This window comes from Petrotoga mobilis SJ95, from assembly GCF_000018605.1.
Taxonomy (GTDB): domain Bacteria; phylum Thermotogota; class Thermotogae; order Petrotogales; family Petrotogaceae; genus Petrotoga; species Petrotoga mobilis.
Genome location: NC_010003.1, coordinates 1,692,633 through 1,715,498, shown reverse-complemented (window position 1 = coordinate 1,715,498; position 22,866 = coordinate 1,692,633). Strand labels below are relative to the sequence as shown.

Sequence of the window (22,866 nt, the reverse complement as noted above, 5' to 3'; positions counted from 1 at the left end):
ATACCAACAATACTTTCCTGAATAATCTTCTAATATATTTTATCACATTTCAATTTAATAAACAAGTAATAAACTTTAATTGAAAAATAAAAGCCTTTTGTTTACAAGTTTGGCGCAAATCATCATATTAATAGTATTCCACAAAATTAGATTTTTATCAAGTTCGATTACGGCTTATCTGAAGGAATTATAAACGATTAAGACCAATTAAAAGCAAATATTACCGAAATAATTAAAATATGAAAAATTTTTCAATAACCTTGACAACTTAAATTTCACGTATTTCGATTTTTTCCATAATAATTTCAAAGTCATCTCTATCTATAGCTTTATCGAAATATTCTGCTTCACCAATTTGGTTATCGTAAGGGTCCAACCTTAAGAAATGCTTGGGAGGATAGAAATTGTAGTGAAACTCTGAGTTAGCAACCATTCTAAAAGGATCAAGGTTACCAAAATAAAAGTTCCATCTTTCTTCATTTTGCTTTCTTAATGAACTGCCACCAAAAGAGAGATCAGCAAAACACCATCCAAATGGTTCGACATAAAATTGTGCCCAATCATGAGGACTTATACTATATGGATCGACGTATAGACCCGATTGCCATTTTGCGGGAATACCAACAATTCTACACAACGTTATAAACAAAAGTGCTTGAACGCCACAATCGCCTTTTAAATTATATGCTGCATATTCTGGTATGTTTATTATCGAAACATATGGTCTGACATAAGAATATATAACGTTTTGGGTTATGTAATCATAGATCTTTCTGGCTTTTTTTAACTGATTCTTTTCGTCTTTTACAATCTCTCTTGCCAAGTCTTTTAAAAAAGGGGTAAAAACAATCTGAGGCGGCCATTCAGATGTGTAAAAATTGGGTTGACGGTCTAACACTTTGTTATAGTCAAGATCTATATATTTAACATGGTTTTCGTAGGAATATTCAACGGTGAAACTCTCTTCTTCTTTCAGCTTTTCTTCGAAGTATATTGTTCTTTGAGGATAAGTTTCGGGAGAAATAAATTTTGGTATGTGAGAGGTGTTTAGAATCTTGATATTTTTGATTTGCCGAGCTTTTTGTGGAATAGGCAGGTGAACTCTCACGGTTTCGTTTAATCGCCCTTTTCCCTTTTTAAACTTAATTCCTGTTTTTAAATGTATGAAGTAACTTTTCTCACCTTTTTCGATAATTTCTTTTATAATACTTTCTTGTAATTTTCTTGCTTCTTCATTTTCTTGAGGTTTATTTATTAGACGTTCTTTCATCGATGGATGTGTTTTTGGGATGTTTTCAAGAAATCTTTTGTGAAACATTACTTTACCATTAATATTGATCCAATCAGCGTATCTTTCTTCTTTCAACCTTTCTAATTCTTCTACTTCAAAGTCTTTTATTTGTTCTTGAAGCATTTTCAAGGCCATTTCAAAATCATAAATATACTCTTTTTTTAGAATTTCCATTCGGTATCTTTCAAAGTTCAACCTTTCTTTTAAAGCACCTGAGATGTTTCTTTGTAAATAAATATCTATTAGTTTATTAGCTTTTTCAAACTCTCCAGAATCTACAAGTTTTTCCACATCTTCTGGTAAATTTGCGATTAAAAAACCTAAATTGTTATCGTTCAAAGTTCTCTCCCCGCCTTTCACATATTGATTTCTATTCCTAAACCAGGTTTGTCCGAAAGAATTATTGTGTATCTCCTTCTACTTCAAAACCTCCTCGATGCACTCCTCAGCCAAAGCTTCCAAACTTGAAATTATAAGATCCTTAGGTAATTTAGTTGCTTTGTAGGCAATAGGTAGTTCGGTACAACCTGCTATTATTGGAACATTTTTTGCTTTCCATAAATTTTCTAATAATGGCTTTAAATCTTTTGCACTTTCTTCAATATTTCCCATTTTCACCATATCAATAACTCTTTGAATTTTTTTCATAAAGTCCCAATCAGGATGAAATAAGTTGTAGTTTTCTTTTTTAGCGTATTTTCCATATAATTCAGTTTTTTTAGTTGCTAGAGTTGAAAGAACCCATGCCCCTTCAGGAGAAAAAATTTTTGCTTTTTTTATCGTTGCTTCAACAATGTGAACTAAAGGAATGTCGATCTCACTAATAAACGAATCAATAAAATAATGGGCAGTATTACACGGGATTGCCAAAAAATCTGCGCCCCATTTCTTTAAAGTAAGAAGACCTTCTTTTAAGTATGGAGTAGGATCTTGGCCGTTTTCCAATATAGCTTTGTTTCGATCAGGGATTTGTGGATTTGAAAATAAAATAATCTTTGGATATTCTTGATCACAAGGTGCAGGAAATTGTCTGATCAAAATGTTAACGAATTCAGCGGTGGCTGCCGGCCCCATACCTCCCAAAATCCCTAAAATTTTTTTTGGATACTTTATAGTCTCATTCTTCATTTTAACCACACTTTAAAGGTTTTTATTTCATAGGGTTATATTGCCCCTATCATATGGAATCCAAGTTATAAAATATTAAAAAAAGCATATTTTGTTCTTAAAAATTGATTTACTTTTCTTCTCTAGTATTCCACAAAATTAGATTTTTATCAAGTTCGATTACAGTCTATTTGAAGGAATTATAAACGATTAAGACCAATTAAAAGCAAATATTACCAGAATAATTAAAATATGAAAATTTTTTCATGGTTTATAAAATTTAACTTGCTTCTAAGAAGTATGGGTAGAAAAAGCGAAATATGAACATAGGACTAAAATAACCACATGATGGTAGCCGAGTTGGTTAAAAAGTTTAATATAACCCAAAATAGGTTGTGGAAATTGTTAGAATTCTACGTTTCAAAAGATAGAACCTCTAAATTTCAAAAGCCTTGACTATTTCCACAAACTCTTCTCTTTCCTCCCCTTCAAACACATAAAAAGAAATAGCAGAAGGTTTTCTTTTCAACGTATATTTTTTCACGAATGGATTAATCTCTTTTGGTACTTTCGGTGTGAATTCTTTGGGTATATCCTTTAAATCATAGTACCTACCGTAATTCATTATGAACTTTTCTACTGTCTTTTGTTGAGTTGTATCAAGATCAATGTAATTTTCAATGAACTCTTTTAAATTCTTTTTATTTAAGTCTTTCATAAACCTTTTTACAACTTCTTTCTTTCCCAAATAAAAAGGATGTTCGTTGAAGGTTATATTTTTGTTTGTGTAGATTTTTGGTTCTTGAACGTTTGTTAGTAAAGAATTGAAATCTATCTTTGTATTTCTTTCAAAGATAGAGTTTATTAACTCTTTAGTGTAGTAATCACATCTTTCTTCAATTAAACTGTCATCTTGTATTTCTCTAATTATCTCTTTTAGATCAATCTCTTCTTTGTAGTAATGAATGAGGTAAGAGGTAAAGAATTCTGATATTTGTCTTCCTTTTGGAAGGTTTTTAAACTTTTCAAGGTTTATCTCAAACTTCTTATCTATATCCTTCTTTTTCAATTCTTTGATTATACATATAGGTGTGGATGTATCGATTTCAAACTCAAGAGCATCTATTATGTTTCTCAAGGTACTTGGTTGAATGTACTGTGTCTCTTCAAATAAAAACTCTTTCAACGTTTTTTCAGAAATGTTCATTGAGTCTATGGGTATCTTTTCTTTTCCTATCTCTTTCCTTATGAAATCTCTCAGCTTTGGTGTACCTCTGTGTTGGTTGTTATCCAAATTGAATACATAGTACTTTAATTGGTTAATGATATCTTTAAAAGTATTTTTTATCGGTTCACTTTCAGATTTGTTTAGTTGAGATAAACACCTCGAAAAGATAAAGGCGGTCTCATAAACCAGAGGGTCGTTATTATTCTTCTGTACTTGAAACACAGTATCAAGGGAATTGAAAACTTTAAAGTTATCATCATCGAAATAGTAACCAAGATAAAATCCCAATGGTAAAGTAAAAGCTAAAGCCTTTTCTTTGTTAATATCTTTCAACCACCAAGATATATTGTTTAAAGCCTGCACCATGCCAGAAGGATGTGGAATAGTTTTTAAAACCTTAAATGCTTCGATGTTTAAAGAAACTGCTTCATCGTATCTTTCTTCGTTAAAAGATAATACAAACCATCTTTTTTCAATCCCTTTATCTCTTTATCTCTTTATCTATTATCTCAAGGGCTTCATCGTATTTAACATCCCATTTTAATTTCAAAACGTTTATGTAATTGACAATGTTTTTATTTTTATCTGTTTTATCACTTTCTAAGTAATGAACAACATAATTCAAAATTGGTCTTATGAACTGTCCTTTATTAACAATTTTGACCAAAGATCGAAGATTCATTCTAAGAACCTCCTTATCCTCACGAAATGTTTACACAGCGTTATAATAATACAATATAAATTTACTTCAATTCAACTTAGAAATTTTCTAAAAATAAACCGAAACCATTCAAACATAATTGTACCATAATACAGATAAAAAAAGAAAAAGAAAATATAAGTAATTTAAAGATAACAAAAATTATCGAGTTTGATTTTAATATAAGTATTTTTTGACCGATCTCTGTAATACTTTATAAATACATATTTGAAGCTAATTAAAAAAACACTTGAAAACCATATGGAAAAGTGTATGATTAAAATTGAGGGTTGGATTATTTGAGATATTAGTTTTAAATTAAAAGAATAATTCAAGGGGGTGAAAGAGGATGAAGAAATTTGTTGTTGTTTTGATAATCACTGTTCTGGTATTAGGGGGTTTATTTGTTTTTGGTGGAGAAGATCTCGATACAGGATCAACAGATGGTGTAGTACCCAGAACGATTGTAAGTGTTGTGGAAGAAATAGAGTAAATGTTTGGTTGAAGTATTTACTTTAGGTGAAAAAAAACATTTGAAAAAGCTTAGAAGATTTAAGAAAGTATCTAGATAAGTTTTTGAAGGAAAAGATTGTGAGGAGAGGAATTATTTGCCGGCAAGTAGCAAACCTGCAGGGAAAAAGGTGAAAAATAAAAATGAAAGGAGGGAAATGCGATGTCAAGAACTAATTCTGGGACGAGAAAAAATTATTCTAGTCCAGTAATTAAACTTCCTAGATCAAATTATGATCCAAGTATCATTACAGCAAGATCCGGAATGGGGATGTGTAAAAAAACCTGGCCAATTAGTACAAAATAAGCTTTCACAACAAAGACTATCTTTGTTAAATATTGTTAAAATGAAATAGTGGAATAAAAATGCTTAAGGAAGAGAAGGGAAATTCCTCTTCTCTTCTTCCAAATAAGGGGTGACAAAATGCTGAATATTATGCCAGAAACTTTGATTTGGGATGTTACACAACTTTGCAATTTATCATGTATACATTGTTATAATAATGATAGATATGGAAAAAACAATATTTACCATTCTGGAAAAGACCTTACAACAGAAGAAGCTAGGAATGCTATAGAAAAAATAGCGAATTCAGGAGTCAAACATATACATCTCCTTGGTGGAGAACCATTTTGTAGAAAGGATATTTTTGAATTATGTAGTTTTGCAAAAAAAGAAGGATTAATGGTTACTGTAAACACTAATGGCTTGTTTCTGACACCTGAAAATTGCGAAAAACTTGTTTTTTCAGAAGTTGATTCCATAACAGTAAGCCTTGATGGGGCTACCTCAGAGGTTCACGATAGAATCAGAGGAAGAGGGGTATTTGACCAGGTTATAAAAAATTTAGAAGTTTTTCTTAATAAAAGAAATGAATTGAAGAGTAAAATCAAAGTATTTATTGCCTTTACAATGTTGAACTATAACATTCATCAAATACCTTTAATCGTAGATTTGGCAATGAATATGGGCCTAGATGGTATAGATATTATGGAATTATATTCCTCAGGAAATGCATCAAATGGAAAATTTGATTATTCTAAGGATGAATCTATTAAGCAAATGGAGATGTTAGCTAGAAAACTAAGAAACAATCAAAAGTATTTCTCAAATTTTTTTGTACAATTAGATACTGTATTTTCTCTGGTTGAGTATTTAAATAAAAAATACTTGGCAAATTTTAGTTTTAATCCTGAATTTACAAATTGTACAGCAAGTGATGGAATGTTTTATATGCAAGCAGATGGTGAATTGCATCCGTGTGGGGTAGCTAATAATCCACTTTATAATAAAAATCTTTTAAATGATGGCGCTTATAAGATTGAATCTATAAATATTAAAAACATTCGCTCTTTAGAAGAGATGGTAAAAAGTGATTATAATCAAACTTTTCTTAATTTTAAAAAATTGTTTAGAGCAAGACAATTTACCCAATTTCCTATATGTTCAAGTTGTGAGCATCGTACAATTTGTTCCCAATTATGTCCTATAATTTATTATTACAAAAACAATATCGAAATATGTTCAAAAGTGAAAAAACTAAAAAATAATTTCATAAGAGACATGATTAATAAAAAAGTTTTCTTAAGAAGAGAAGTTTTAAAGAAAGAAGAGAATGATAAAATTTATTTATGGGATCATCAATGGAAAACATACAGACTAATTGAAGGAAGTGGTAACGAGATTTGGAGGCTAATTGAAAAAGGAGAAAATGAAATAAGAAATATAATAAAAGAATTAGATAAAAAATACAATAATGAAGTAAAAAGAGATAAAATCAAAGAAGACGTGGTTTTTTTCATTAACGAATTATATAACTCAGAATTTGTTACATTGGAGGAACTTTAATGAAATATAAACACGCCTTGTATTTTCTTTGGGAAGAGGTCTCTCGTTTTAAAAAAGAGTTATTCATAAATTTCATACTAATTTTCTCATCAATACCATTAGTAGCCGTGACTCCATTTTTAATCGAAAACTTGATGCAAGAAATTACAACAATAAACGATGGGCAAGGAATGAAAAATGCCTTAATTACAGCTATACTGATTCTTGTTATTTATTCCTTCACACGTTTCATTTGGTTTTTTTGTGATTATCATGGAGACATTTTGAAATTGTTAGTGAAAGGAAACTTGCGTGAGAAATTATATCTAAAGGTTCTAAAGTTGCCAGCTTCGTACCATAAAAGGAAGCCATCAGGTGAATTGATGGCGCGATTCACCTCTGATATTGACATAGTTGGAGAAGAAGCGCTTTTTTTCACATCTGTTTTTCAGGCAATAGCTGAGTTTTCGGTAGGATGTTATGTCGCTTTTAAATTAAATACTTATTTAGCGATAATATTTGTTTGTTCCTTGCCCATATACTTATTATGCCAAAAGCAGTTCAAACCAAAGATGGAAAGTATGTCTTTGTTAGAACGAGAGGCAAACGATAATGTTGTAAAATCAATAGAAGAAGGGATAAATTCAGCAATTATCATAAGATTATTGGAAAAAACCGCCTATTTTTACCATCTTTTTCAAAACAAGATCCGCAACTGGCATAATTCTATGAAAAACAAAAGTTTTTATGAAAAACTATATAATAGTATAACTATGTATATTGAAGAAGGTTTACCTATTATTATTTTGTGTATAGGTGCAATTTTATCAATGAGGGGTTTAGTAGATATTCCAACGCTGATCGCCTTTTTCACATTCGTTGGAAGGCTATATGTCCCAGTATGGAACCTTGCTTTTCTCTTCACTACCACACCTGCTGCTTTTCCATCAATAAATAGAATTGAAACTTTACTAAACCAAGAAGAGGAAAAAGTACGTAAAGGGAAGCCCTTTCCAAAAGAATTTACAATTGATTTCCACGATGTTTTCTTTTCATATGAGGAAAATAATTATATATTAAAGAATATAAATTTACAAATCAACAAAGGTGAAAAGATAGCCATTGTTGGATCTACCGGAACAGGGAAAAGCACTTTACTTTTACTGTTAACTGAATTATATAAACCGCAAAGAGGAGAAATATTACTGAACAAATTAAAACTTTCACAATATGATCTTTTAGATTTACGAAGAAATATAAAATATGTAGAAGGTTCTCCTTTTATATTCAATGCAAGTATAGAAGAGAATATCTTATTAGGTGAAAAAGTTGAAAAAAGTACAATAAATGAGATTTTAGAAATCACACAACTAACAGAATTTTCAGAGTCTCTTAATAAAAACTGTTTGCTCTTATCCAGTGGGCAAAGGCAAAGAGTCAATTTAGCTCGAACATTATTACATCCCCCTAAGGTGCTGTTGCTGGATGAAGCTACTTCTGCAATGGATTCACACACTGAAGAATTAATATTTGAAAGTCTAAAGGAAAAGGAAAAAGATATGGCAATAATCTTGGTTTCTCATCGTCTTTCAACAATAACAAAAGCAGATAAGATATATTTTATGGCAAACGGTACTATAGTGGATTCGGGCTCACACATAGAGTTATACCAAAAGAATGAAAGTTATAGAGAATTATTTAAGAAACAGTATGTCAAAGATGCTCAGAATGACAGATAAAAGCTTAAAAGGAATTATAGTTCATTCATCAGGCAGTAATCTCATAAAAACCGGGGGTAGGACTTATGAGGCGTTTTGGTAAATCAATCAAACTTGACTCTACAATAGTCAAATATTATTTTATAATTATACTTTACGAAAGTATTGATAAATTATTCGGGACTGTCTATGTTGCTCATATGGGGATAAGGGGATTAACTTCATTTCAAATTGGCCAGGTATTAGCGATTGCTTCAATAGCATTAAGTATATTTGACTATCCAACTGGAAACATTGCTGATAGATACGGTCGGAAAAGATCTTTAGTGTTAGGATTTTTTATATGGTCCATAGGTTTACTGGTATTCTTCCAAGCAAATAATCTATTTACTTTTATCTTGAGTATTTTACTATGGGCGGTCGGCGTTTCATTGATTAGTGGTACTCCAGGAGCTTGGTTTGTAGATGAAATTACTAAAGAGGGTCGAGCGCATTTAAAAGCGAAAGTGTTTCCGAATGCAAATGCAATTTCACTAATATTCGGTGCTATTGTGGCTTTATTGTCCTCTGCTCTTGCAATTGGTCGTCCGGATTTTCCCTTATTGGTTGCTGGTATAATGGCACTTGGGACATCGATCATACTTATTTTCATTTTAAATGAAAATTACGGAGATAGGGCAATTTCATTTAGAAAAGCCCTTGCTCGAAACACAATTGATATTTTTAAAAGTACGACAATGAGATTAATTTTGATTTACTCTATGTCAGGAAGAATTGCATTTCAGACCTTTGTAATGATATGGCAATTATATATGGTCAAAGAGCTTAAATTGCCTACTGCATACTTAGGTTTCACAATGGCCATTTTTCTTGTAGTTTTAGCCATCGGAAATAGTTTAGCAGGCATACTTCTAAAGCGTTTTGAAGGTGTGAAAGTATCAATAATGGGGCAAGGTTTAATTGCAATAGGTTCTATTACAATTGCTTCTCACACTTCAATTGTTGCTTTCTACATAGGAGCCTGTTTAATCGAATTGGGATTGGGCATAGATATGAGTGCTAGTTCAGTATGGGTTCATGATTTTATTCCAAGTGAGAGAAGAGCATCTTATATTTCAGCTATTTCTGCTGCTGGATCCTTGTTTGGTTTCACTATCCCTTTGGTAAGTGGTTATATTGCGGATCAAATAGGTTTTCGCTACAATTGGTTGTTAGCCTTTATAGGAAGCATTATTACTATTACTCTATTAATCAAAATTGGTACAAAAATAAGAACTGTGAGAGAAGTGATTGAGAATGTCGAGAAATCAAAATAGTGAAATCAATACTTGTTTCCATAAGGTACTATCTGAATGCGGAGTAATTGATCAATTTAAAAAAGTGATCATTATCTTTAAAGAGAATGAATACGTTTGGATAGAACTTAAAAACGTATTGGAAAAATATGAAGTTAATACTATAATGGTTCGTATTCCTAATGAAGAAAAAGATATTAACTCGTGGATTCCCAAAAGATGTGAAAATGGATTATTTTTTATTGAGCCGTTAGGTTTCTACGAAGCTGATTTGACGATATTCGGACTACCAATAGAAGCCCGCGATTATATATTTCAAAAACGCTTGCATGAGAGATTTATCGAACTTCAAACCTCTGGTCAACCTACTATTATGATTGACTGGCCACCTGAAGATATAGAATCTTCGCTCAAAGAACTAGTAAGTCACTTATATATCCGGGCTTTATGTGCTGATTACTCAAATGTTCATACAGAAAATGAACGCTTAAAAAATTGGTTGAATAGGGGACGTGCATATCGAATAACTACCAGTAACGGTACCGACATATTAATTAAACGAGAAGAGCGCCCTATCCATACTGAAGATTGTCTTATTAACAAAACGAATAAAAGTATTTTGCAACTGCCATGTGGAGAGGTCTTTTTTGCGCCCATTGAAAAAGCTTCAAATGGAGTACTAGTAACAAAAGTGGGTAAGAAAAAGATAGAGATTAGTATAAAGAATGGTGTTGCTAGATTTGAAGATGAAAGGTTTCTTAAAATACCTAATGAATCCTTTTTAGGGGAATTTGGTATAGGCACCAATAGATCAATGGCTAAGCTATTTTCGTTATCTTCAGGTGAAAAGGCTTACGGAACTTGCCATTTTGGTTTTGGTAACAATACAGATATAGGTGGGCAAATTTCCACTGAGTATCATTATGACATCATAATTGATGAACCTACGATAACAATTTTGGAATGATTTATGTCATGACAATAAGACATTTTCTTTACAATAAAAAAAAGATAGAAATTTTATCTCTTAACGGTAATTGGATCGACTTTCACGATTTAATTCCTTATATACCTATCGAAGATGGGGATCAGTTCTTTTTAGTCCTTTTTGGTAAAAAAGGAGAAAGGAAGATTTTTGTTGCTTACTATACTGAGAATACGATAGAGTGGCTAACAGTTTTTTTTGATGGTAGAGATGAGCTTTTTGATAAATGCCAAGCAAATATTGTAATCGAAAAAGTAGGAAATGAATTGACCCTAAATGTACAGTACCAAATAAGAGGAGTTAATATAGACTCTTATTTGATACTATTAGTTGAAGAAAAAATAAAAAAAATAAAAAAAATATCAATCAATGATTTAATGATTGTTGATTATCAAAGATTTGGCCCTTTTATTATTGGGGCACTTCATGAAGGAATAAGTAGGATAAATTTAAGTTATATACTTGTCTGGGAAGATGTATCTTCATTGTTGCTAACGTCACAAAAAGGATCTTTTACACTCCCCACCTGGACAATTTCTTGTCCAGCTGTTGTAAAAATTAATGATAGTTCTCTTTATTATTCTTCAAATCATAGTATAGCTAACAAAAATGAATTGTTTTTTGAAGATATTAGAAATATCGTAATTAATATAGAGACCGAACCTAGCAATTTTCAATACAGTTATTATTACGGATCAGTTATATCTAATGTTCCACTTAAAGATAAATGGGATTATAAATCAGAAATTACAAAAATTATTCAATATTATGAAGACCACTTTAAACCTCTTAAGTATCTTCACATTTCAACATATTCAGGAGATATTGCGAATGCAGTAAGTTTTTCACATTTAATATTATTTCGAAAGGAATTGCTAGCCAGTCCAGAAACTCTACTATTTAGTTATTTACCCCATGAAATCGCTCATCAGTGGTTTGGAAATAATATTAAGTTTAGGGGTAAAGGTGCATCGTTACTTACAGAAACAATAGCAGAACATTTACAGTTATTATATGATACTTACCGTTTTGGGCATTCCTTTTTAGAGCGTCGTTTAAACTGGTACAAAAAAAATGAAATTTCAAATAATAAATTTCAAAAGTATGCGTTTCTATTGTTGAAATGGCACGATATATTTGAAACATTAGGAACAAATAGTTACTTCAATCTTTTAAATGAGTTACTTTGTTCTAGCACTCGAATTGTTCAAGTTGATGAATTTTTAAGCAGATTTGCATCAGCAGCAAAAATAGACATTCATTTCCTGATAAAGTTATTTTCGGGATATTTCCAATAAGAGGTGAAGAGATGCTCCATCAATCTTTTTTAATTATGGGTGGTTGTAATTTAAGTTGCTCCTATTGCTATTACCAGGTAGGTAACCTTCACTATTCTCCCACTCGTTTAAAACCTTCAGATGTTGAACAATGGGTTGAAAAATGCATGCATTTAATGAAAATAGAATCCATTACCTTTACTGGAGGAGAGCCCTTATTAAGGAGAGATTTTTTTGAGTTTGTGGAGATACCTATAAGATACGGAATTGATACCAGAGTTTTGACCAATGGCACATTACTAACTGATAAACATGCAAGTTTCTTTCGTGATAATAATGTTGAGGTTTGTGTGAGTTTAGACAGTATATCTTCTAATTATCACAAACAACATCGTGGTGGATTTGAAAGAACAATGGAAGGGATTTTAAAACTACGCGATCATAAGGTCAGGCGCAGGTATTTGACCTCTATTATTAGTAAAGGTAATTTTGATCAAATTGAAGAACTAATAAATTTTGCAAGGCGGAATAATTTTGGAATCAGGTTTCATCCTATTGCAGTTGGAGAAGATAACCCACTATTTTTAGGTAATTGCTCCAAGCAAGAACAATCTTTAATATTAAACAGCTTAAATTCATGGGCTAAACAAAATAATAAAGAATACTATTTAGGATTAATTTATTCAATTATGAAGTTTGGAGCTCCTCCAAGATTGAGCGATTGCCCTTTCACAAGACAATCTATAGTAATCGATTCGGATGGAAGTATATATCCATGTTATCAACATAAAGATGATAAAAGGTATAGGCTCGGTAACATTACTCAGACAAGTCCTGAAGAGGTTGAAGAAAATAAAAGAAAATTTTTTACTCAGGTTCAACCTGCGTCATGCATAAAAACCGCTTGTCTTGGAGTATTTTAGTTGCACTTAATAACAAATATTTTTGTTCTAATTCAAGCGTTCTTTGCATGATCTAAGATATGAAATTCATCACAATGTGTTCTCTTGAGTTTGACAGTTGAGAGATGGTTTTTCAGTAAACCGAACGAAAGAAAGCGAGTTTGAGAGAATAAATCGCCTATTTTTTTGAAAAAAATTTTTGATGTAGTGACACTTTTGAAAAACACAGAAAGCAAAAAACGCTTTTTTACATTTATTCATGCCTGTTTTAGAATTCTTACATTTTTGTAATTGTCAAACTCAGGGTATTCCTAAATACGTATCTTTTCCAATTGAAGATAGATAAGTTATTGAATAAAAATCTATTATAAGATCTCAAGCTTAAAGACAAAAAATAGACCATACTTTAAACTAAAAGCCGACCAAGTTGCCCAGCATGGGCAATAGCTAAGCGGTGAAAGTCCGTTGTGGGCCAGGTAGCGGGAACCACTAGTCGAAGGCAAGGGTGTCCATCGTGAGGTGGAATCTGAAGGAAGCCCAAGACAAAGTCCCGGTCCGATGAACAAGAACCAGATACAAGGCTAAGTGGAGTGGACGAGTTTGCCTAACAAAACGAAGTCCAACAGCTATCCAGAACTTCACGGAGTAGATCTGGCGGATATATGGGATGAAAGTTATTGCACTTACCTGGGGAGATCTCAAGAACATGCTGTTAAGGCAACCCATGCAGCAATGTATGGCTGAATCTTGAGAAGTTAGCAGAGGTCATAATACTCATTGGAAGATGAGGAAGGACGGTAGATAAATAAATAAATTAATTAATTAATTAATTATCTACCTCCTACCCGATTTAAAAATTGCTGATAATTTCCACAAACTCTTCTCTTTCTTCCCCTTCAAACACATAAAAAGAAAGGGCAGAAGGTTTTCTTTTCAACGTATATTTTTTCACGAATGGATTAATCTCTTTTGGTACTTTCGGTGTGAATTCTTTGGGGATATCCTTTACCTTTAAATCATAGTACCTACCGTAATTCATTATGAACTTTTCTATCGTCTTTTTTTGTCTTGTATCAAGACCAATGTAATTTTCAATGAACTCTTTTAAATTCTTTTTATTTAAGTCTTTCATAAATCTTTTTACAACTTCTTCCCTTCCCAAATAAAAAGGATGTTCTTTGAAGGTTATATTTTTGTTTGTGTAGATTTTTGGTTCTTGAGCGTTTGTTAGTAAAGAATTAAACTCTATCTTTTGATTTCTTTCAAAGACAGAGTTTATTAACTCTTTAGTGTAGTAATCACATCTTTCTTCAATTAAACTGTCATCTTGTATCTCTTTAATTATCTTTTTTAGATCGATCTCTTCTTTGTAGTAATGAACGAGGTAAGATGTAAAGAGTTCTGATATTTGCCTTTCTTTTGAAAGGTTTTTAAACTTTTCAAGGTTTATCTCAAACTTTTTATCTATATCCTTCTTTTTCAATTCTTTGATTATACATATAGGTGCGGATGTGGTGATTTCAAACTCAAGAGCATCTATAATGTTTCTCAAGATACTTGGTTGAATGTACTGTGTCTTTGCAGATAAAAACTCTTTTAATGTTCTTTCAGAAACATTTATTGAATCTATGGGTATCTTTTCTTTTCCTATCTCTTTCCTTATGAAATCTCTTAGCGTTTTTGTGTTTAAGTAATTTCTATTTCTAATATTCAAAACAAAACGTCTGACATCATGAATGGTATATTCAAACTTATTCCATATTATTTTTTTCTTATCGACACTCAACAATGAAACTAAGCGTGAAAAAATAAAGGCGGTTTCATAAAACAACGGATCGTTATTATTCTTTTGTACTTGAAATGTAGTATCAAGGGAATTGAAAACATCAAAGTTATCATCATGGAAATAGTAACCAAGATAGAATCCCAATGGAAAGGTAAAAGCTAAAGCCTTTTCTTTGTTTGTATCTTTCAACCACCAAGATATATTGTTTAAAGCTTGCACCATACCAGAGGGATGTGGAACAGTTTTTAAAATCTTAAATGCTTCGATGTTTAAACAAACTGCTTCATCGTATTGTTCTTCATTCTTTTTTCCTCTTGATTTTGATAGTAATATGAAGCCTTTGGTGGCGGGAGTATTTTCATAACTTTCACTCCAAATCCTAATGGTTTGCAAATCTTTTTCTTCAAAATTTAATTCACGAACATTCTTTAACTTCTCAACGACTATTCCTCTTAAATACTTAGGAAGTTTTTCGGATTCTTCCTTCAATTGATTGAATACTTCTTTAATCTCTTCATTTCTAGAAAGATTGACTAAAATACTTATCTTTTCAACTAAAATTAGACAATACAAACTACCTTTTTTCAACCCCTTTATCTCTTTATCTATTATCTCAAGGGCTTCATTATATTTAACATCCCATTTTAATTTCAAAACGTTTATGTAATTGACAATGTTTTTATTTTTATCTGTTTTATCACTTTCTAAGTAATGAACAACATAATTCAAAATTGGTCTTATGAACTGTCCTTTATTAACAATTTTGACCAAAGATCGAAGATTCATTCTAAGAACCTCCTTATCCTCACGAAATGTTTACACAGCGTTATAATAATACAATATAAATTTACTTCAATTCAACTTAGAAATTTTCTAAAAATAAACCGAAACCATTCAAACATAATTGTACCATAATACAGATAAAAAAAGAAAAAGAAAATATAAGTAATTTAAAGATAACAAAAATTATCGAGTTTGATTTTAATATAAGTATTTTTTGACCGATCTCTGTAATACTTTATAAATACATATTTGAAGCCAATTAAAAAAACAGTTGAAAACCATATGGAAAAGCGTATGATTAAAATAAGGGATTGAATTATTTGAGATATTAGTTTTAAATTAAAAAAATAATTCAAGGGGGTGAAAAAGGATGAAGGGATTTTTTGTTGTTTTGTTGATCACAGGTCTGCTATTGAGTGGTATATTTGTTTTTGGTGGAGATGGTCGCATTACAGGATCAACAGATGGAGTAGAACCCACAGAGATGGTAAGTGTTGTGGAAGAAGTAGGGTAAATGCTTGGTTAGGGCTTTTACTTTGTACAAGAAGCAACAAAGGCAATAAAGATAGTGATTTTTAAATTCTTTAATGTTTTAAAACCAAAAGCCCTTTTAGTAAATCCTCTAAGTTTAGAGTTCATACCTTCTATTTTACCGTTTGAAATATTCGTTTTTATGTGTAACAAGATACCTTCTATGTGATTTAAGAGAGTCTTAGCGGCTTTAATCATTTCGGGTATATTTGATTCTATTACCTTTTCATACCATCGTTTAAAATACTTAGCTGCATAAGAAGGTTTCTTGTAATCGAACATCTTTTTAAACTCAAGTACCGATCCGTAGGCTTGAAGTGTGCCAAGATGTTGATATTCCATCAATTCATCGAGTCTAACTTTATCTTTCTTGGTAAGGTTGTTAGGATTTTTTAATAGCAAGTATTTCGTCCTTTTGAGTATCTCATGGTACCCTTTATTCTCTCTGGCTCTCACTTTATCAAGTTGGGCACTTAATACATTAAGTACATGGAATTTGTCAAATATTATCTTTGCTTTTGGGAAATGTTTTCTTGCTCCAGCTTTGAAAGGTACCGACATATCCATACATATGGACTCTATGTCTTTATATATATTGAGTGTATCGGGTTATTGTTCTATCTTTTCTATGTACCATGGATCTGTTATATTCAATATCTGTTCAAATGGTTCTTAGTATCAGTTATCTTAATCAGTGTCCTATATGTTGCCCAGCGTAAAAATAGTATTATTACTCTATTAAAATTGAACACTTTATACAATGGTTTAACTAAAGATTTTGGGAAAGGAGGTGTTTTCATAATGGAAAATAACACAAAGGATAAAATAGAGATAATAGAATTGAATAACGTCGAATTTGAGTCAACTTGTAAGTATGATATGTGTGGCAATGGTAATGTTTAGTACAAAATAAGAGAATGGAATTATTACGCTGGGCAGCATTCTTAGCTTTAATATGAATAATTTTAATGGTTCTCTCATGAAAAAAGTGGGTAAGTAAGCTGGAGTTAAATTAAGTTTATCTAGGGCACTAAAGAAAATACTTTGCAGCATAAGAAGATTTATTGTAATCGAATATTTCTTTGAATTTATCAAATATTATCTTTGCTTTTTGAAAGTGTTACCTTGCTCCAGCTTTGAAAGGGGGAACATATCCTTTGGACGGGAGTATATGCACTGTAATATTTACCGTTGTATTCAAACTTTGCACCTTTTTTGAAATCCACATATATGTTGATTGTATCTCCATGTTGTTCTATCCTTGCTATGTACCATGGATCTGTTATATTCAGTATCTGCTCAAAGAATTTTGGTAGTTCTTTTCTTCTCTGATATCACTCCTTATCTATTCTGTGTTTTCTTACATGATACCAGATTATTTAATCATTTATTCATATTTAATTTTTTCTACCCACACTTTTTGGAAGAGAACCAAAAAGGATTTCAGAAAACAAGACTTTGATTTTAAAAGGGTTACGGGCGGTGTCCTTTCATCCTGCTCGGGATGAGCTGCTGGACAAAGGGGAGCTAAAGCAGATTGCATGTAACTTACGTTGATGGAGATATTTTTTAAATTTTTGAATTAAAAGGTTTTGTTTAAAGCGAGTTAAGAATTACGGAAGACAATAAATATTTATTTTGAAAGAGGAGGTAAGAAATAATTATGGAAAAGCAAAATTTGAGAAAGGCGAAAACTACATATATTGTACCTTATGAAAATGGGAAATTTGTTTTTCTTTCTAATCTAACATCAAAGGTAATGATAGGTGACACCGCAGTGAAAGATATTGTAGAAAACCCTAATTCTTATTTAGATTCTAACCCAAATGTTGTAAAATATCTTTATGAAAATGGTTTTATTGTCAAGAATGAGGCCATAGAAAGTGAAATACTTTATACTAATTTTGAGAAAGCAAAAAATGACATTTCTCTTACTTTTGTACTATATTTGACTTTGAACTGTAATTTCAATTGTGTGTATTGTTTTCAAGGTGAAGAAAACAAAAATAGAAATATAACTTTTAAAAAAAATGATAGTGAGCTAATAGTAAATTTTATAAAGAAAAAATTTGATGCCTCCGATGATGAGAAACTAACTTTAACATTAACTGGTGGAGAGCCACTTTTAAAATTCCCTTTAATTCAAGAAATAGTAACGAAGTTAGAAAGTCAAGTAGGTAAGAATCGTTTATCAACAAGATTAATTTCTAATGGTTCATTATTGGATGAAGAAAAATGCAGGTTTTTTGAAAAACATAATTGGGTTTCTACTCAAATTACTATGGATGGCACCGAATACTATCATAATAAAATGAGACCTTATAGAAATGGAGAAGGGTCGTTCCAGGATGTAATTAAAGGTTTGGATAATGCCTTGAAGTACTGTAAAGAAGTTATTTTGAGGATAAATGTATGGCCTCAAAATATAAGCGGAATAAATGACTTATTAGATTACTTGAAAAAAAATGGATATGCAGAAAAAAGTAATTTAATTCTGGGCTTTCATCAAATTCAAAACTTTTGTGAAACCATAAGAGATAAACTTGAAGGGTTAACATGTAGTTCTTCACAGTGGGGGTTAATGTCTTTAAAATTCCATGAATTAGCTCGCTTTAAAGGATTTAAAAATGTAGATTTACCTCTATCGTTTCCAAGGATGCTACATTGTGGAGCTAATTCCTTAAAAGTTTTTCATATATTACCAGACGGAAGAATAGCTACTTGTTGGGGCACAAGTGGTGAAATGGATGATTTTGTAATTGGAACAATTTATGATGAAAAACCTAACAAAGCATACTTAAAGAACTTAGAAACACTGAAAGGTTATAACCCTCTTAACCAAGATAAGTGTAAAAAATGTGAAGTCTTTGCTCTATGTGGAGGTGGTTGCTTGGCGGAAGCTTTAAGTGAAAATGGAGATATGTCTAAATCTGTTTGTTCTAATGTTAAATATGATCCAGAAAAATATCTAACATTATTTGTAAAAGAGCGCTTGAGAAAAAGTAAATTTTCTACCAGACAATTTACCTAAATCCCCGTTTAGAAAGGAATAGGAGATAGAAAATTAATTTATCTACTTCTTAAAGGTTAGTCAGCGTGGGCAATAGCTAAGCGGTGAAAGCCTGTTGTGGGGTAGATGGCAGAAACCAGTAGTCGAAGACTAGGGTGTTCATCGTGAAGTGGAATCTGAAGGAAGCCCAAAGCAAAGTCTCAGTGCCGTTCCATATGAGCGTTATCGTATTTCTTGTAAGGTTTACTCATTAAAAGATTAACATCTTTCTCTCCTTTTACCTTATTCAAAAAGTATTTTTAGTATACAGCCGAGTTTTAAGGTCGTGTTAGATCATAATTAATTGTCATCGAAATAGGGTAGTGGTTAGATAGTAAGTATGTCTTTGAAATTGATTCGCTTTTTGTTAGTTGAATGTTGTAAAATTTATTCACAAGAACATTTATTTCCTTGAACCCCTTCGGGGCATTTCCTTTTAACCAAATGGAGATCAGCTTGGAATCAATATTATCGTTTTTAGAATGACGAAGAGTTTCACTTTTTCTGAACTCTTTTTAAGGATCTTGTCGAAAGTTGTGAAACCACTCATATTCTGTTTGAGTTTACCGCTAACGATTTTGATTCTATCTGAATTGGAGACGTAGTAATGAAAAGAATTTTTAGAAATATCAATACCTACAAAATACATATTTTTTCACCCCACTTTAGTATTGTTTGAAAATCCGCCTTTTACAATCATCCTTGCTAATACGGCCTTGAAAGGTCAATCAAGTATCGGATTTATGGGCGGAAGGTGGGTAGCGAACAAACTTTAGAACGAACTTAAAAGTTCAGAGAGTATACGCGTTCTACTACCCACTCATTTTTCAAAGAAAATAGTTATTTATACTTATATTGTATTATCAAATATCATAGAAGACAGTATAATATCTTCTCTTAAGAGTAAATTCCCGAAGTAGCATGCGGGAGTTACTTTTTTATTTAAATTACGGCATTACTTTAAAAATTTTAATAAAATACTTGACTTTTTTAAAGTAATATATTATAATCTTTGTAGAATATTTATTATGATATTCAAAAATCTTAAAGGGGGAGATAAAATGTCAAAATCAACTGGAGGGTTACATCTTTTAATAAAAAACCGTAATTTTCTACTTTTGTTCTTCGGTAGACTAGTATCCAGCGTCGGATCTGCTATTTTTATTATAGCTATTCTTTGGTCAGCTGCAGCTGAGATAGGCGGGGTAGGTGCAGTTAGTACTGTTTTAAGTACTATAGCTGTTACGAATATTATTTTTTCTCCTTTTGCAGGTGTTTGGGCAGATAGATGGAAAAAGAAAAATATTCTTGTGATAACAGATTTAATAAGTGGTGGAATCCTTATTTTACTCGGTATTTTCTTTGGAACATATTTCTATCAAATTTGGGTATTGATAATAACCATTTTTGGATTACAGATCTGTGGTACTTTATTTGGTCCTGCTTTGTTGTCGTTAATCCCGATTATGGTAAACGATGATGAGCTTTCTCAAGCTAACGCCATGATTTCAATGACAGATAGACTTTCTCAACTTATTGGGATGGCTATCGGCGGTGTGATTGTGTCTTTAGTGGGAATAAAATGGGCAATTTTAATCGATGGTTTGACTTTTATTTTTTCGGCAGTTTCTGAAATGTTCATTAAAGCAGAAGAAAAGGGCAGAAAAAAAGTGGAAGCTAGAAAAACTGGTTTGATCTTTTCAGATATCAAAGAAGGTTTCAAAGTGATATGGACCAATGTTCAGCTTAAAGGGTTGATAACTTTAGAGACTTTAGATGATTTTTTTGGAACCACTATATTCGTTTTCCTACCCGTATTGGCTAGTGAGATACTGAAAGTAGGTCCTGGTGAGTATGGAATTATGCAAACAATGTTGGGCGCAGGCTCTTTTATAACCGCCTTTGTTCTATCATCCATTAAAGAAATAAAAATGAAGTACGTAGCACTAATGCTATCCTCCGTTTTGGCAGGAGTATTCCTGGCTTCTCTTGGTATAGTTAACAGTTATATTTACGTATTGATTGCCTTGTTGATGTTAGGTGTTATGACTGAGATAGGAAACATCAATGAAAATCTTTTGATTCAAAGAATTACCCCTGAAAACACAAGGGGAAGGGTTTTTGCGTTGCGATCAACGATAGATAATTCGCTGAGACCTTTTTCTTATGCTTTTGCGGGGATAATGGCAGTATTTTTTTCATTGAAAAGTTTGTTCTTTGTCTTCGGAATAATAACTAGCATACTTGGAATATTTTACCTATTGATACCTTATCAATTGAAAAAGAGGAATGTTTTCTAAAAAATGGCTGTATAATAAAAATGGTTGATGAGGTACTTGACAAAAGGGGTAAAAAAAGATATCACTTCTCATAGAGCACAAAATAAAAATAAAAAGAGAGAAATGATATCAGGAGCAACAAAATTATAGCACAAATACTGGATATTGACAAAGGTTTTAAGTTAAAAGTCAAGTATGATAGTCCCCTATTTAATTAAAAAAATTTTAAATATTTTCTATTTAAAAAATCCTCATTCAGTCATACTTCTAGGTTGAAAGTAGCAGTTGTTGTTTATTCAGGTTACTATTTCTCTTTTCCTTTTTAATTTTTTTGCTGTATAATTGCCATGAGCTCTCAGTTCTTGATTTTGTAATTTGTAATGATAGTCAGAATCATATTTTTTCCCACTCTTTACCAGTGAATATATTATTCTCAACAATTTTCCCGCTACGGCTAACACAGCAACAGTATGTGATTTACCTCGAGTACGTAGTTTCATGTAATAATTCTTGAAGTATTCATTGTTTTGAATAGCAACGATGGCAGCGATGTAAACAGCTTTTCTTAGGTATCTGTTACCTTTTCTATTGATGAACCAGCCTTTTTTCATTTGACCTGATTCCTCTGTACGAGGATCGATGCCAACGAAAGCCACCAGGGCAGAAGCAGAATAGAATCGGTTAATATCTCCTGTTTCTGCTACAATATTTAAAGCTGTTTCATTGAAACCATCAAGAGATTGTATTAATTCTACCTGGTTTTTAATTACATCGTTTGATGAATTGTTCAAAGTTTCTTTCAATTTTTCTTTGAAGAGCTTTTGATCTGATTCAAGTTTGAACAACAATTCTATTCTTTTTTGAAGAGCTAACTCATGCGCATCGTTGCCACTTGCTATTGAATTTTTAGAAAGTTCAATGATTTGGTCCAACTTATTTTCATCGAAATACAATTGATTATCTATCTTCATCGCATCAATAAGCTGTTTTTTGTTGGTTGTAGCGATCTTCCTTGCAGAAGGGAAGTTATACAATAAATTCATTAAACTCTTGATAAAGATATTAGATTGAAAAGATTCCAATTCAGGGAACAAAAGGTAGACATAACGTTTGATTTCATTCTTAACCCTTGAAATCTCCTCAGAAAGGTTAATGATCTCGCGAGAGTATTGAGTGAAATTATCTATCTCCTTAGAAGAAGGGATGTTGTCTGGATACTTTTCTTTCAGCCAAATGGAGATCAGCTTGGAATCAATGTTGTCGTTTTTAGAATGGCGAAGAGTTTCACTTTTTCTGAATTCTTTCAACAAAAGGGGATTAATGATATGGACATCATAATCGTGTTTAAGTAAATAAGAAAACAAATGTTGATGGTAAATAGAAGTGGATTCCATACCAATTATAATCTCTCTTTTGTTGAACTTTTTAAGAATTTTGTCGAAAGTGGTGAAACCACTCATATTCTGTTTGAATTTACCACTATCGATTTTGGTCCTACCTGAATCGGAGATGTAGTAATGAAAAGAGTTTTTAGAAATATCAATACCTACAAAATACATATTTTTTCACCTCGCTTTAGTATTGTTTGAGGATCCGC

Annotated in this window: 20 protein-coding genes; 12 read left to right on the top strand and 8 right to left on the bottom strand. The window is 31.6% G+C overall.

Annotation, left to right across the window (positions count from 1 at the left end):
- Positions 1-268: 268 nt before the first annotated feature.
- The 4 genes from PMOB_RS08090 to PMOB_RS10955 all read right to left on the bottom strand — a co-directional run bounded on the left by PMOB_RS08090 (position 269) and on the right by PMOB_RS10955 (position 4,308).
- Positions 269-1,630, bottom strand: a complete 1,362-nt coding sequence (locus PMOB_RS08090; RefSeq protein ID WP_012209367.1) for a transglutaminase-like domain-containing protein — start codon at positions 1,628-1,630, stop codon at positions 269-271.
- Positions 1,631-1,708: 78 nt separating this feature from the next.
- Entirely contained in the window at positions 1,709-2,419 is a 711-nt protein-coding gene (gene cuyB, locus PMOB_RS08085) for a cysteate racemase (RefSeq protein ID WP_012209366.1), read from the bottom strand.
- 415 nt (positions 2,420-2,834) lie between these two features.
- The gene (locus tag PMOB_RS08080) at positions 2,835-3,959 is read right to left on the bottom strand and encodes a hypothetical protein (protein WP_041534132.1); all 1,125 of its coding nucleotides are present in this window, start codon (positions 3,957-3,959) and stop codon (positions 2,835-2,837) included.
- A gap of 148 nt (positions 3,960-4,107) precedes the next feature.
- Positions 4,108-4,308: a hypothetical protein gene (locus PMOB_RS10955; protein ID WP_041534131.1), complete on the bottom strand. Its 201-nt coding sequence runs from the start codon at positions 4,306-4,308 to the stop codon at positions 4,108-4,110.
- Between the two features lie 367 nt (positions 4,309-4,675).
- Here PMOB_RS10955 and PMOB_RS10715 point away from each other — a divergent pair, with 367 nt between their 5' ends.
- From PMOB_RS10715 to PMOB_RS10865, 9 genes are all read left to right on the top strand, one after another.
- A complete protein-coding gene (locus PMOB_RS10715; RefSeq protein ID WP_155811095.1) occupies positions 4,676-4,819 on the top strand; it encodes a hypothetical protein in 144 nt (47 codons plus the stop codon).
- 180 nt (positions 4,820-4,999) lie between these two features.
- A complete protein-coding gene (locus PMOB_RS10710; RefSeq protein ID WP_155811094.1) occupies positions 5,000-5,143 on the top strand; it encodes a hypothetical protein in 144 nt (47 codons plus the stop codon).
- A gap of 117 nt (positions 5,144-5,260) precedes the next feature.
- Positions 5,261-6,685: a PqqD family peptide modification chaperone gene (locus tag PMOB_RS08070; RefSeq protein ID WP_012209365.1), complete on the top strand. Its 1,425-nt coding sequence runs from the start codon at positions 5,261-5,263 to the stop codon at positions 6,683-6,685.
- Complete coding sequence (locus PMOB_RS08065; protein WP_012209364.1) at positions 6,685-8,403, top strand: ABC transporter ATP-binding protein; 1,719 nt, start codon at positions 6,685-6,687, stop codon at positions 8,401-8,403. Before PMOB_RS08070 ends, PMOB_RS08065 begins: the two co-directional genes overlap by 1 nt.
- Before the next feature lie 65 nt (positions 8,404-8,468).
- Positions 8,469-9,698, top strand: coding sequence for an MFS transporter (locus PMOB_RS08060; protein ID WP_012209363.1), 1,230 nt, complete (start codon positions 8,469-8,471; stop codon positions 9,696-9,698).
- Complete coding sequence (locus tag PMOB_RS08055; RefSeq protein WP_012209362.1) at positions 9,679-10,644, top strand: M29 family metallopeptidase; 966 nt, start codon at positions 9,679-9,681, stop codon at positions 10,642-10,644. Before PMOB_RS08060 ends, PMOB_RS08055 begins: the two co-directional genes overlap by 20 nt.
- A gap of 8 nt (positions 10,645-10,652) precedes the next feature.
- Positions 10,653-11,960 carry a hypothetical protein gene (locus PMOB_RS08050; protein ID WP_041534130.1) on the top strand — a complete coding sequence of 436 codons (1,308 nt, stop codon included), beginning with the start codon at positions 10,653-10,655 and terminating at the stop codon, positions 11,958-11,960.
- An 11-nt stretch (positions 11,961-11,971) separates the two neighbouring features.
- Positions 11,972-12,862, top strand: coding sequence for a radical SAM/SPASM domain-containing protein (locus tag PMOB_RS08045; RefSeq protein WP_012209360.1), 891 nt, complete (start codon positions 11,972-11,974; stop codon positions 12,860-12,862).
- Positions 12,863-13,441: 579 nt separating this feature from the next.
- Complete coding sequence (locus tag PMOB_RS10865) at positions 13,442-13,585, top strand: hypothetical protein (RefSeq protein ID WP_196793027.1); 144 nt, start codon at positions 13,442-13,444, stop codon at positions 13,583-13,585.
- A 106-nt stretch (positions 13,586-13,691) separates the two neighbouring features.
- Here PMOB_RS10865 and PMOB_RS08040 read toward each other — a convergent pair whose 3' ends face one another.
- Positions 13,692-15,413, bottom strand: a complete 1,722-nt coding sequence (locus tag PMOB_RS08040; protein WP_012209359.1) for a hypothetical protein — start codon at positions 15,411-15,413, stop codon at positions 13,692-13,694.
- 367 nt (positions 15,414-15,780) lie between these two features.
- Between PMOB_RS08040 and PMOB_RS10700 the strand changes: the two genes are divergently transcribed.
- Positions 15,781-15,924, top strand: a complete 144-nt coding sequence (locus PMOB_RS10700; RefSeq protein WP_155811093.1) for a hypothetical protein — start codon at positions 15,781-15,783, stop codon at positions 15,922-15,924.
- A 17-nt stretch (positions 15,925-15,941) separates the two neighbouring features.
- On the opposite strand, the gene PMOB_RS08035 is transcribed toward PMOB_RS10700, so the two are convergent.
- Positions 15,942-16,523 carry a transposase gene (locus PMOB_RS08035; RefSeq protein ID WP_255420134.1) on the bottom strand — a complete coding sequence of 194 codons (582 nt, stop codon included), beginning with the start codon at positions 16,521-16,523 and terminating at the stop codon, positions 15,942-15,944.
- 1,195 nt (positions 16,524-17,718) lie between these two features.
- Here PMOB_RS08035 and PMOB_RS08030 point away from each other — a divergent pair.
- Positions 17,719-18,972: a radical SAM/SPASM domain-containing protein gene (locus tag PMOB_RS08030; protein WP_169926350.1), complete on the top strand. Its 1,254-nt coding sequence runs from the start codon at positions 17,719-17,721 to the stop codon at positions 18,970-18,972.
- Positions 18,973-19,441: 469 nt separating this feature from the next.
- Here PMOB_RS08030 and PMOB_RS08025 read toward each other — a convergent pair whose 3' ends face one another.
- A complete protein-coding gene (locus tag PMOB_RS08025) occupies positions 19,442-19,639 on the bottom strand; it encodes a hypothetical protein (protein WP_041534128.1) in 198 nt (65 codons plus the stop codon).
- Positions 19,640-20,051: 412 nt separating this feature from the next.
- On the opposite strand from PMOB_RS08025, the gene PMOB_RS08020 reads away from it, so the two are divergent.
- The gene (locus PMOB_RS08020) at positions 20,052-21,290 is read left to right on the top strand and encodes an MFS transporter (protein ID WP_012209357.1); all 1,239 of its coding nucleotides are present in this window, start codon (positions 20,052-20,054) and stop codon (positions 21,288-21,290) included.
- A 275-nt stretch (positions 21,291-21,565) separates the two neighbouring features.
- Here the strand turns inward: PMOB_RS08020 and PMOB_RS08015 are convergent, their stop codons facing one another.
- The gene (locus PMOB_RS08015; RefSeq protein WP_012208365.1) at positions 21,566-22,828 is read right to left on the bottom strand and encodes an IS110 family RNA-guided transposase; all 1,263 of its coding nucleotides are present in this window, start codon (positions 22,826-22,828) and stop codon (positions 21,566-21,568) included.
- Positions 22,829-22,866 lie beyond the last annotated feature (38 nt).

What these genes read in the sequence shown, in the direction of transcription:
- PMOB_RS08045 (WP_012209360.1), top strand. Translation starts at nt 11,972, where the DNA reads ATGCTCCATCAATCTTTTTTAATTATGGGTGGTTGTAATTTAAGTTGC.
- PMOB_RS08020 (WP_012209357.1), top strand. Translation starts at nt 20,052, where the DNA reads ATGTCAAAATCAACTGGAGGGTTACATCTTTTAATAAAAAACCGTAAT.
- PMOB_RS08050 (WP_041534130.1), top strand. Translation starts at nt 10,653, where the DNA reads ATGACAATAAGACATTTTCTTTACAATAAAAAAAAGATAGAAATTTTA.
- PMOB_RS08015 (WP_012208365.1), bottom strand. Translation starts at nt 22,828, where the DNA reads ATGTATTTTGTAGGTATTGATATTTCTAAAAACTCTTTTCATTACTAC.
- cuyB (WP_012209366.1), bottom strand. Translation starts at nt 2,419, where the DNA reads ATGAAGAATGAGACTATAAAGTATCCAAAAAAAATTTTAGGGATTTTG.
- PMOB_RS08040 (WP_012209359.1), bottom strand. Translation starts at nt 15,413, where the DNA reads ATGAATCTTCGATCTTTGGTCAAAATTGTTAATAAAGGACAGTTCATA.
- PMOB_RS10955 (WP_041534131.1), bottom strand. Translation starts at nt 4,308, where the DNA reads ATGAATCTTCGATCTTTGGTCAAAATTGTTAATAAAGGACAGTTCATA.
- PMOB_RS08070 (WP_012209365.1), top strand. Translation starts at nt 5,261, where the DNA reads ATGCTGAATATTATGCCAGAAACTTTGATTTGGGATGTTACACAACTT.
- PMOB_RS10715 (WP_155811095.1), top strand. Translation starts at nt 4,676, where the DNA reads ATGAAGAAATTTGTTGTTGTTTTGATAATCACTGTTCTGGTATTAGGG.
- PMOB_RS10700 (WP_155811093.1), top strand. Translation starts at nt 15,781, where the DNA reads ATGAAGGGATTTTTTGTTGTTTTGTTGATCACAGGTCTGCTATTGAGT.
- PMOB_RS10710 (WP_155811094.1), top strand. Translation starts at nt 5,000, where the DNA reads ATGTCAAGAACTAATTCTGGGACGAGAAAAAATTATTCTAGTCCAGTA.
- PMOB_RS08060 (WP_012209363.1), top strand. Translation starts at nt 8,469, where the DNA reads ATGAGGCGTTTTGGTAAATCAATCAAACTTGACTCTACAATAGTCAAA.
- PMOB_RS08065 (WP_012209364.1), top strand. Translation starts at nt 6,685, where the DNA reads ATGAAATATAAACACGCCTTGTATTTTCTTTGGGAAGAGGTCTCTCGT.
- PMOB_RS08025 (WP_041534128.1), bottom strand. Translation starts at nt 19,639, where the DNA reads ATGTATTTTGTAGGTATTGATATTTCTAAAAATTCTTTTCATTACTAC.
- PMOB_RS08055 (WP_012209362.1), top strand. Translation starts at nt 9,679, where the DNA reads ATGTCGAGAAATCAAAATAGTGAAATCAATACTTGTTTCCATAAGGTA.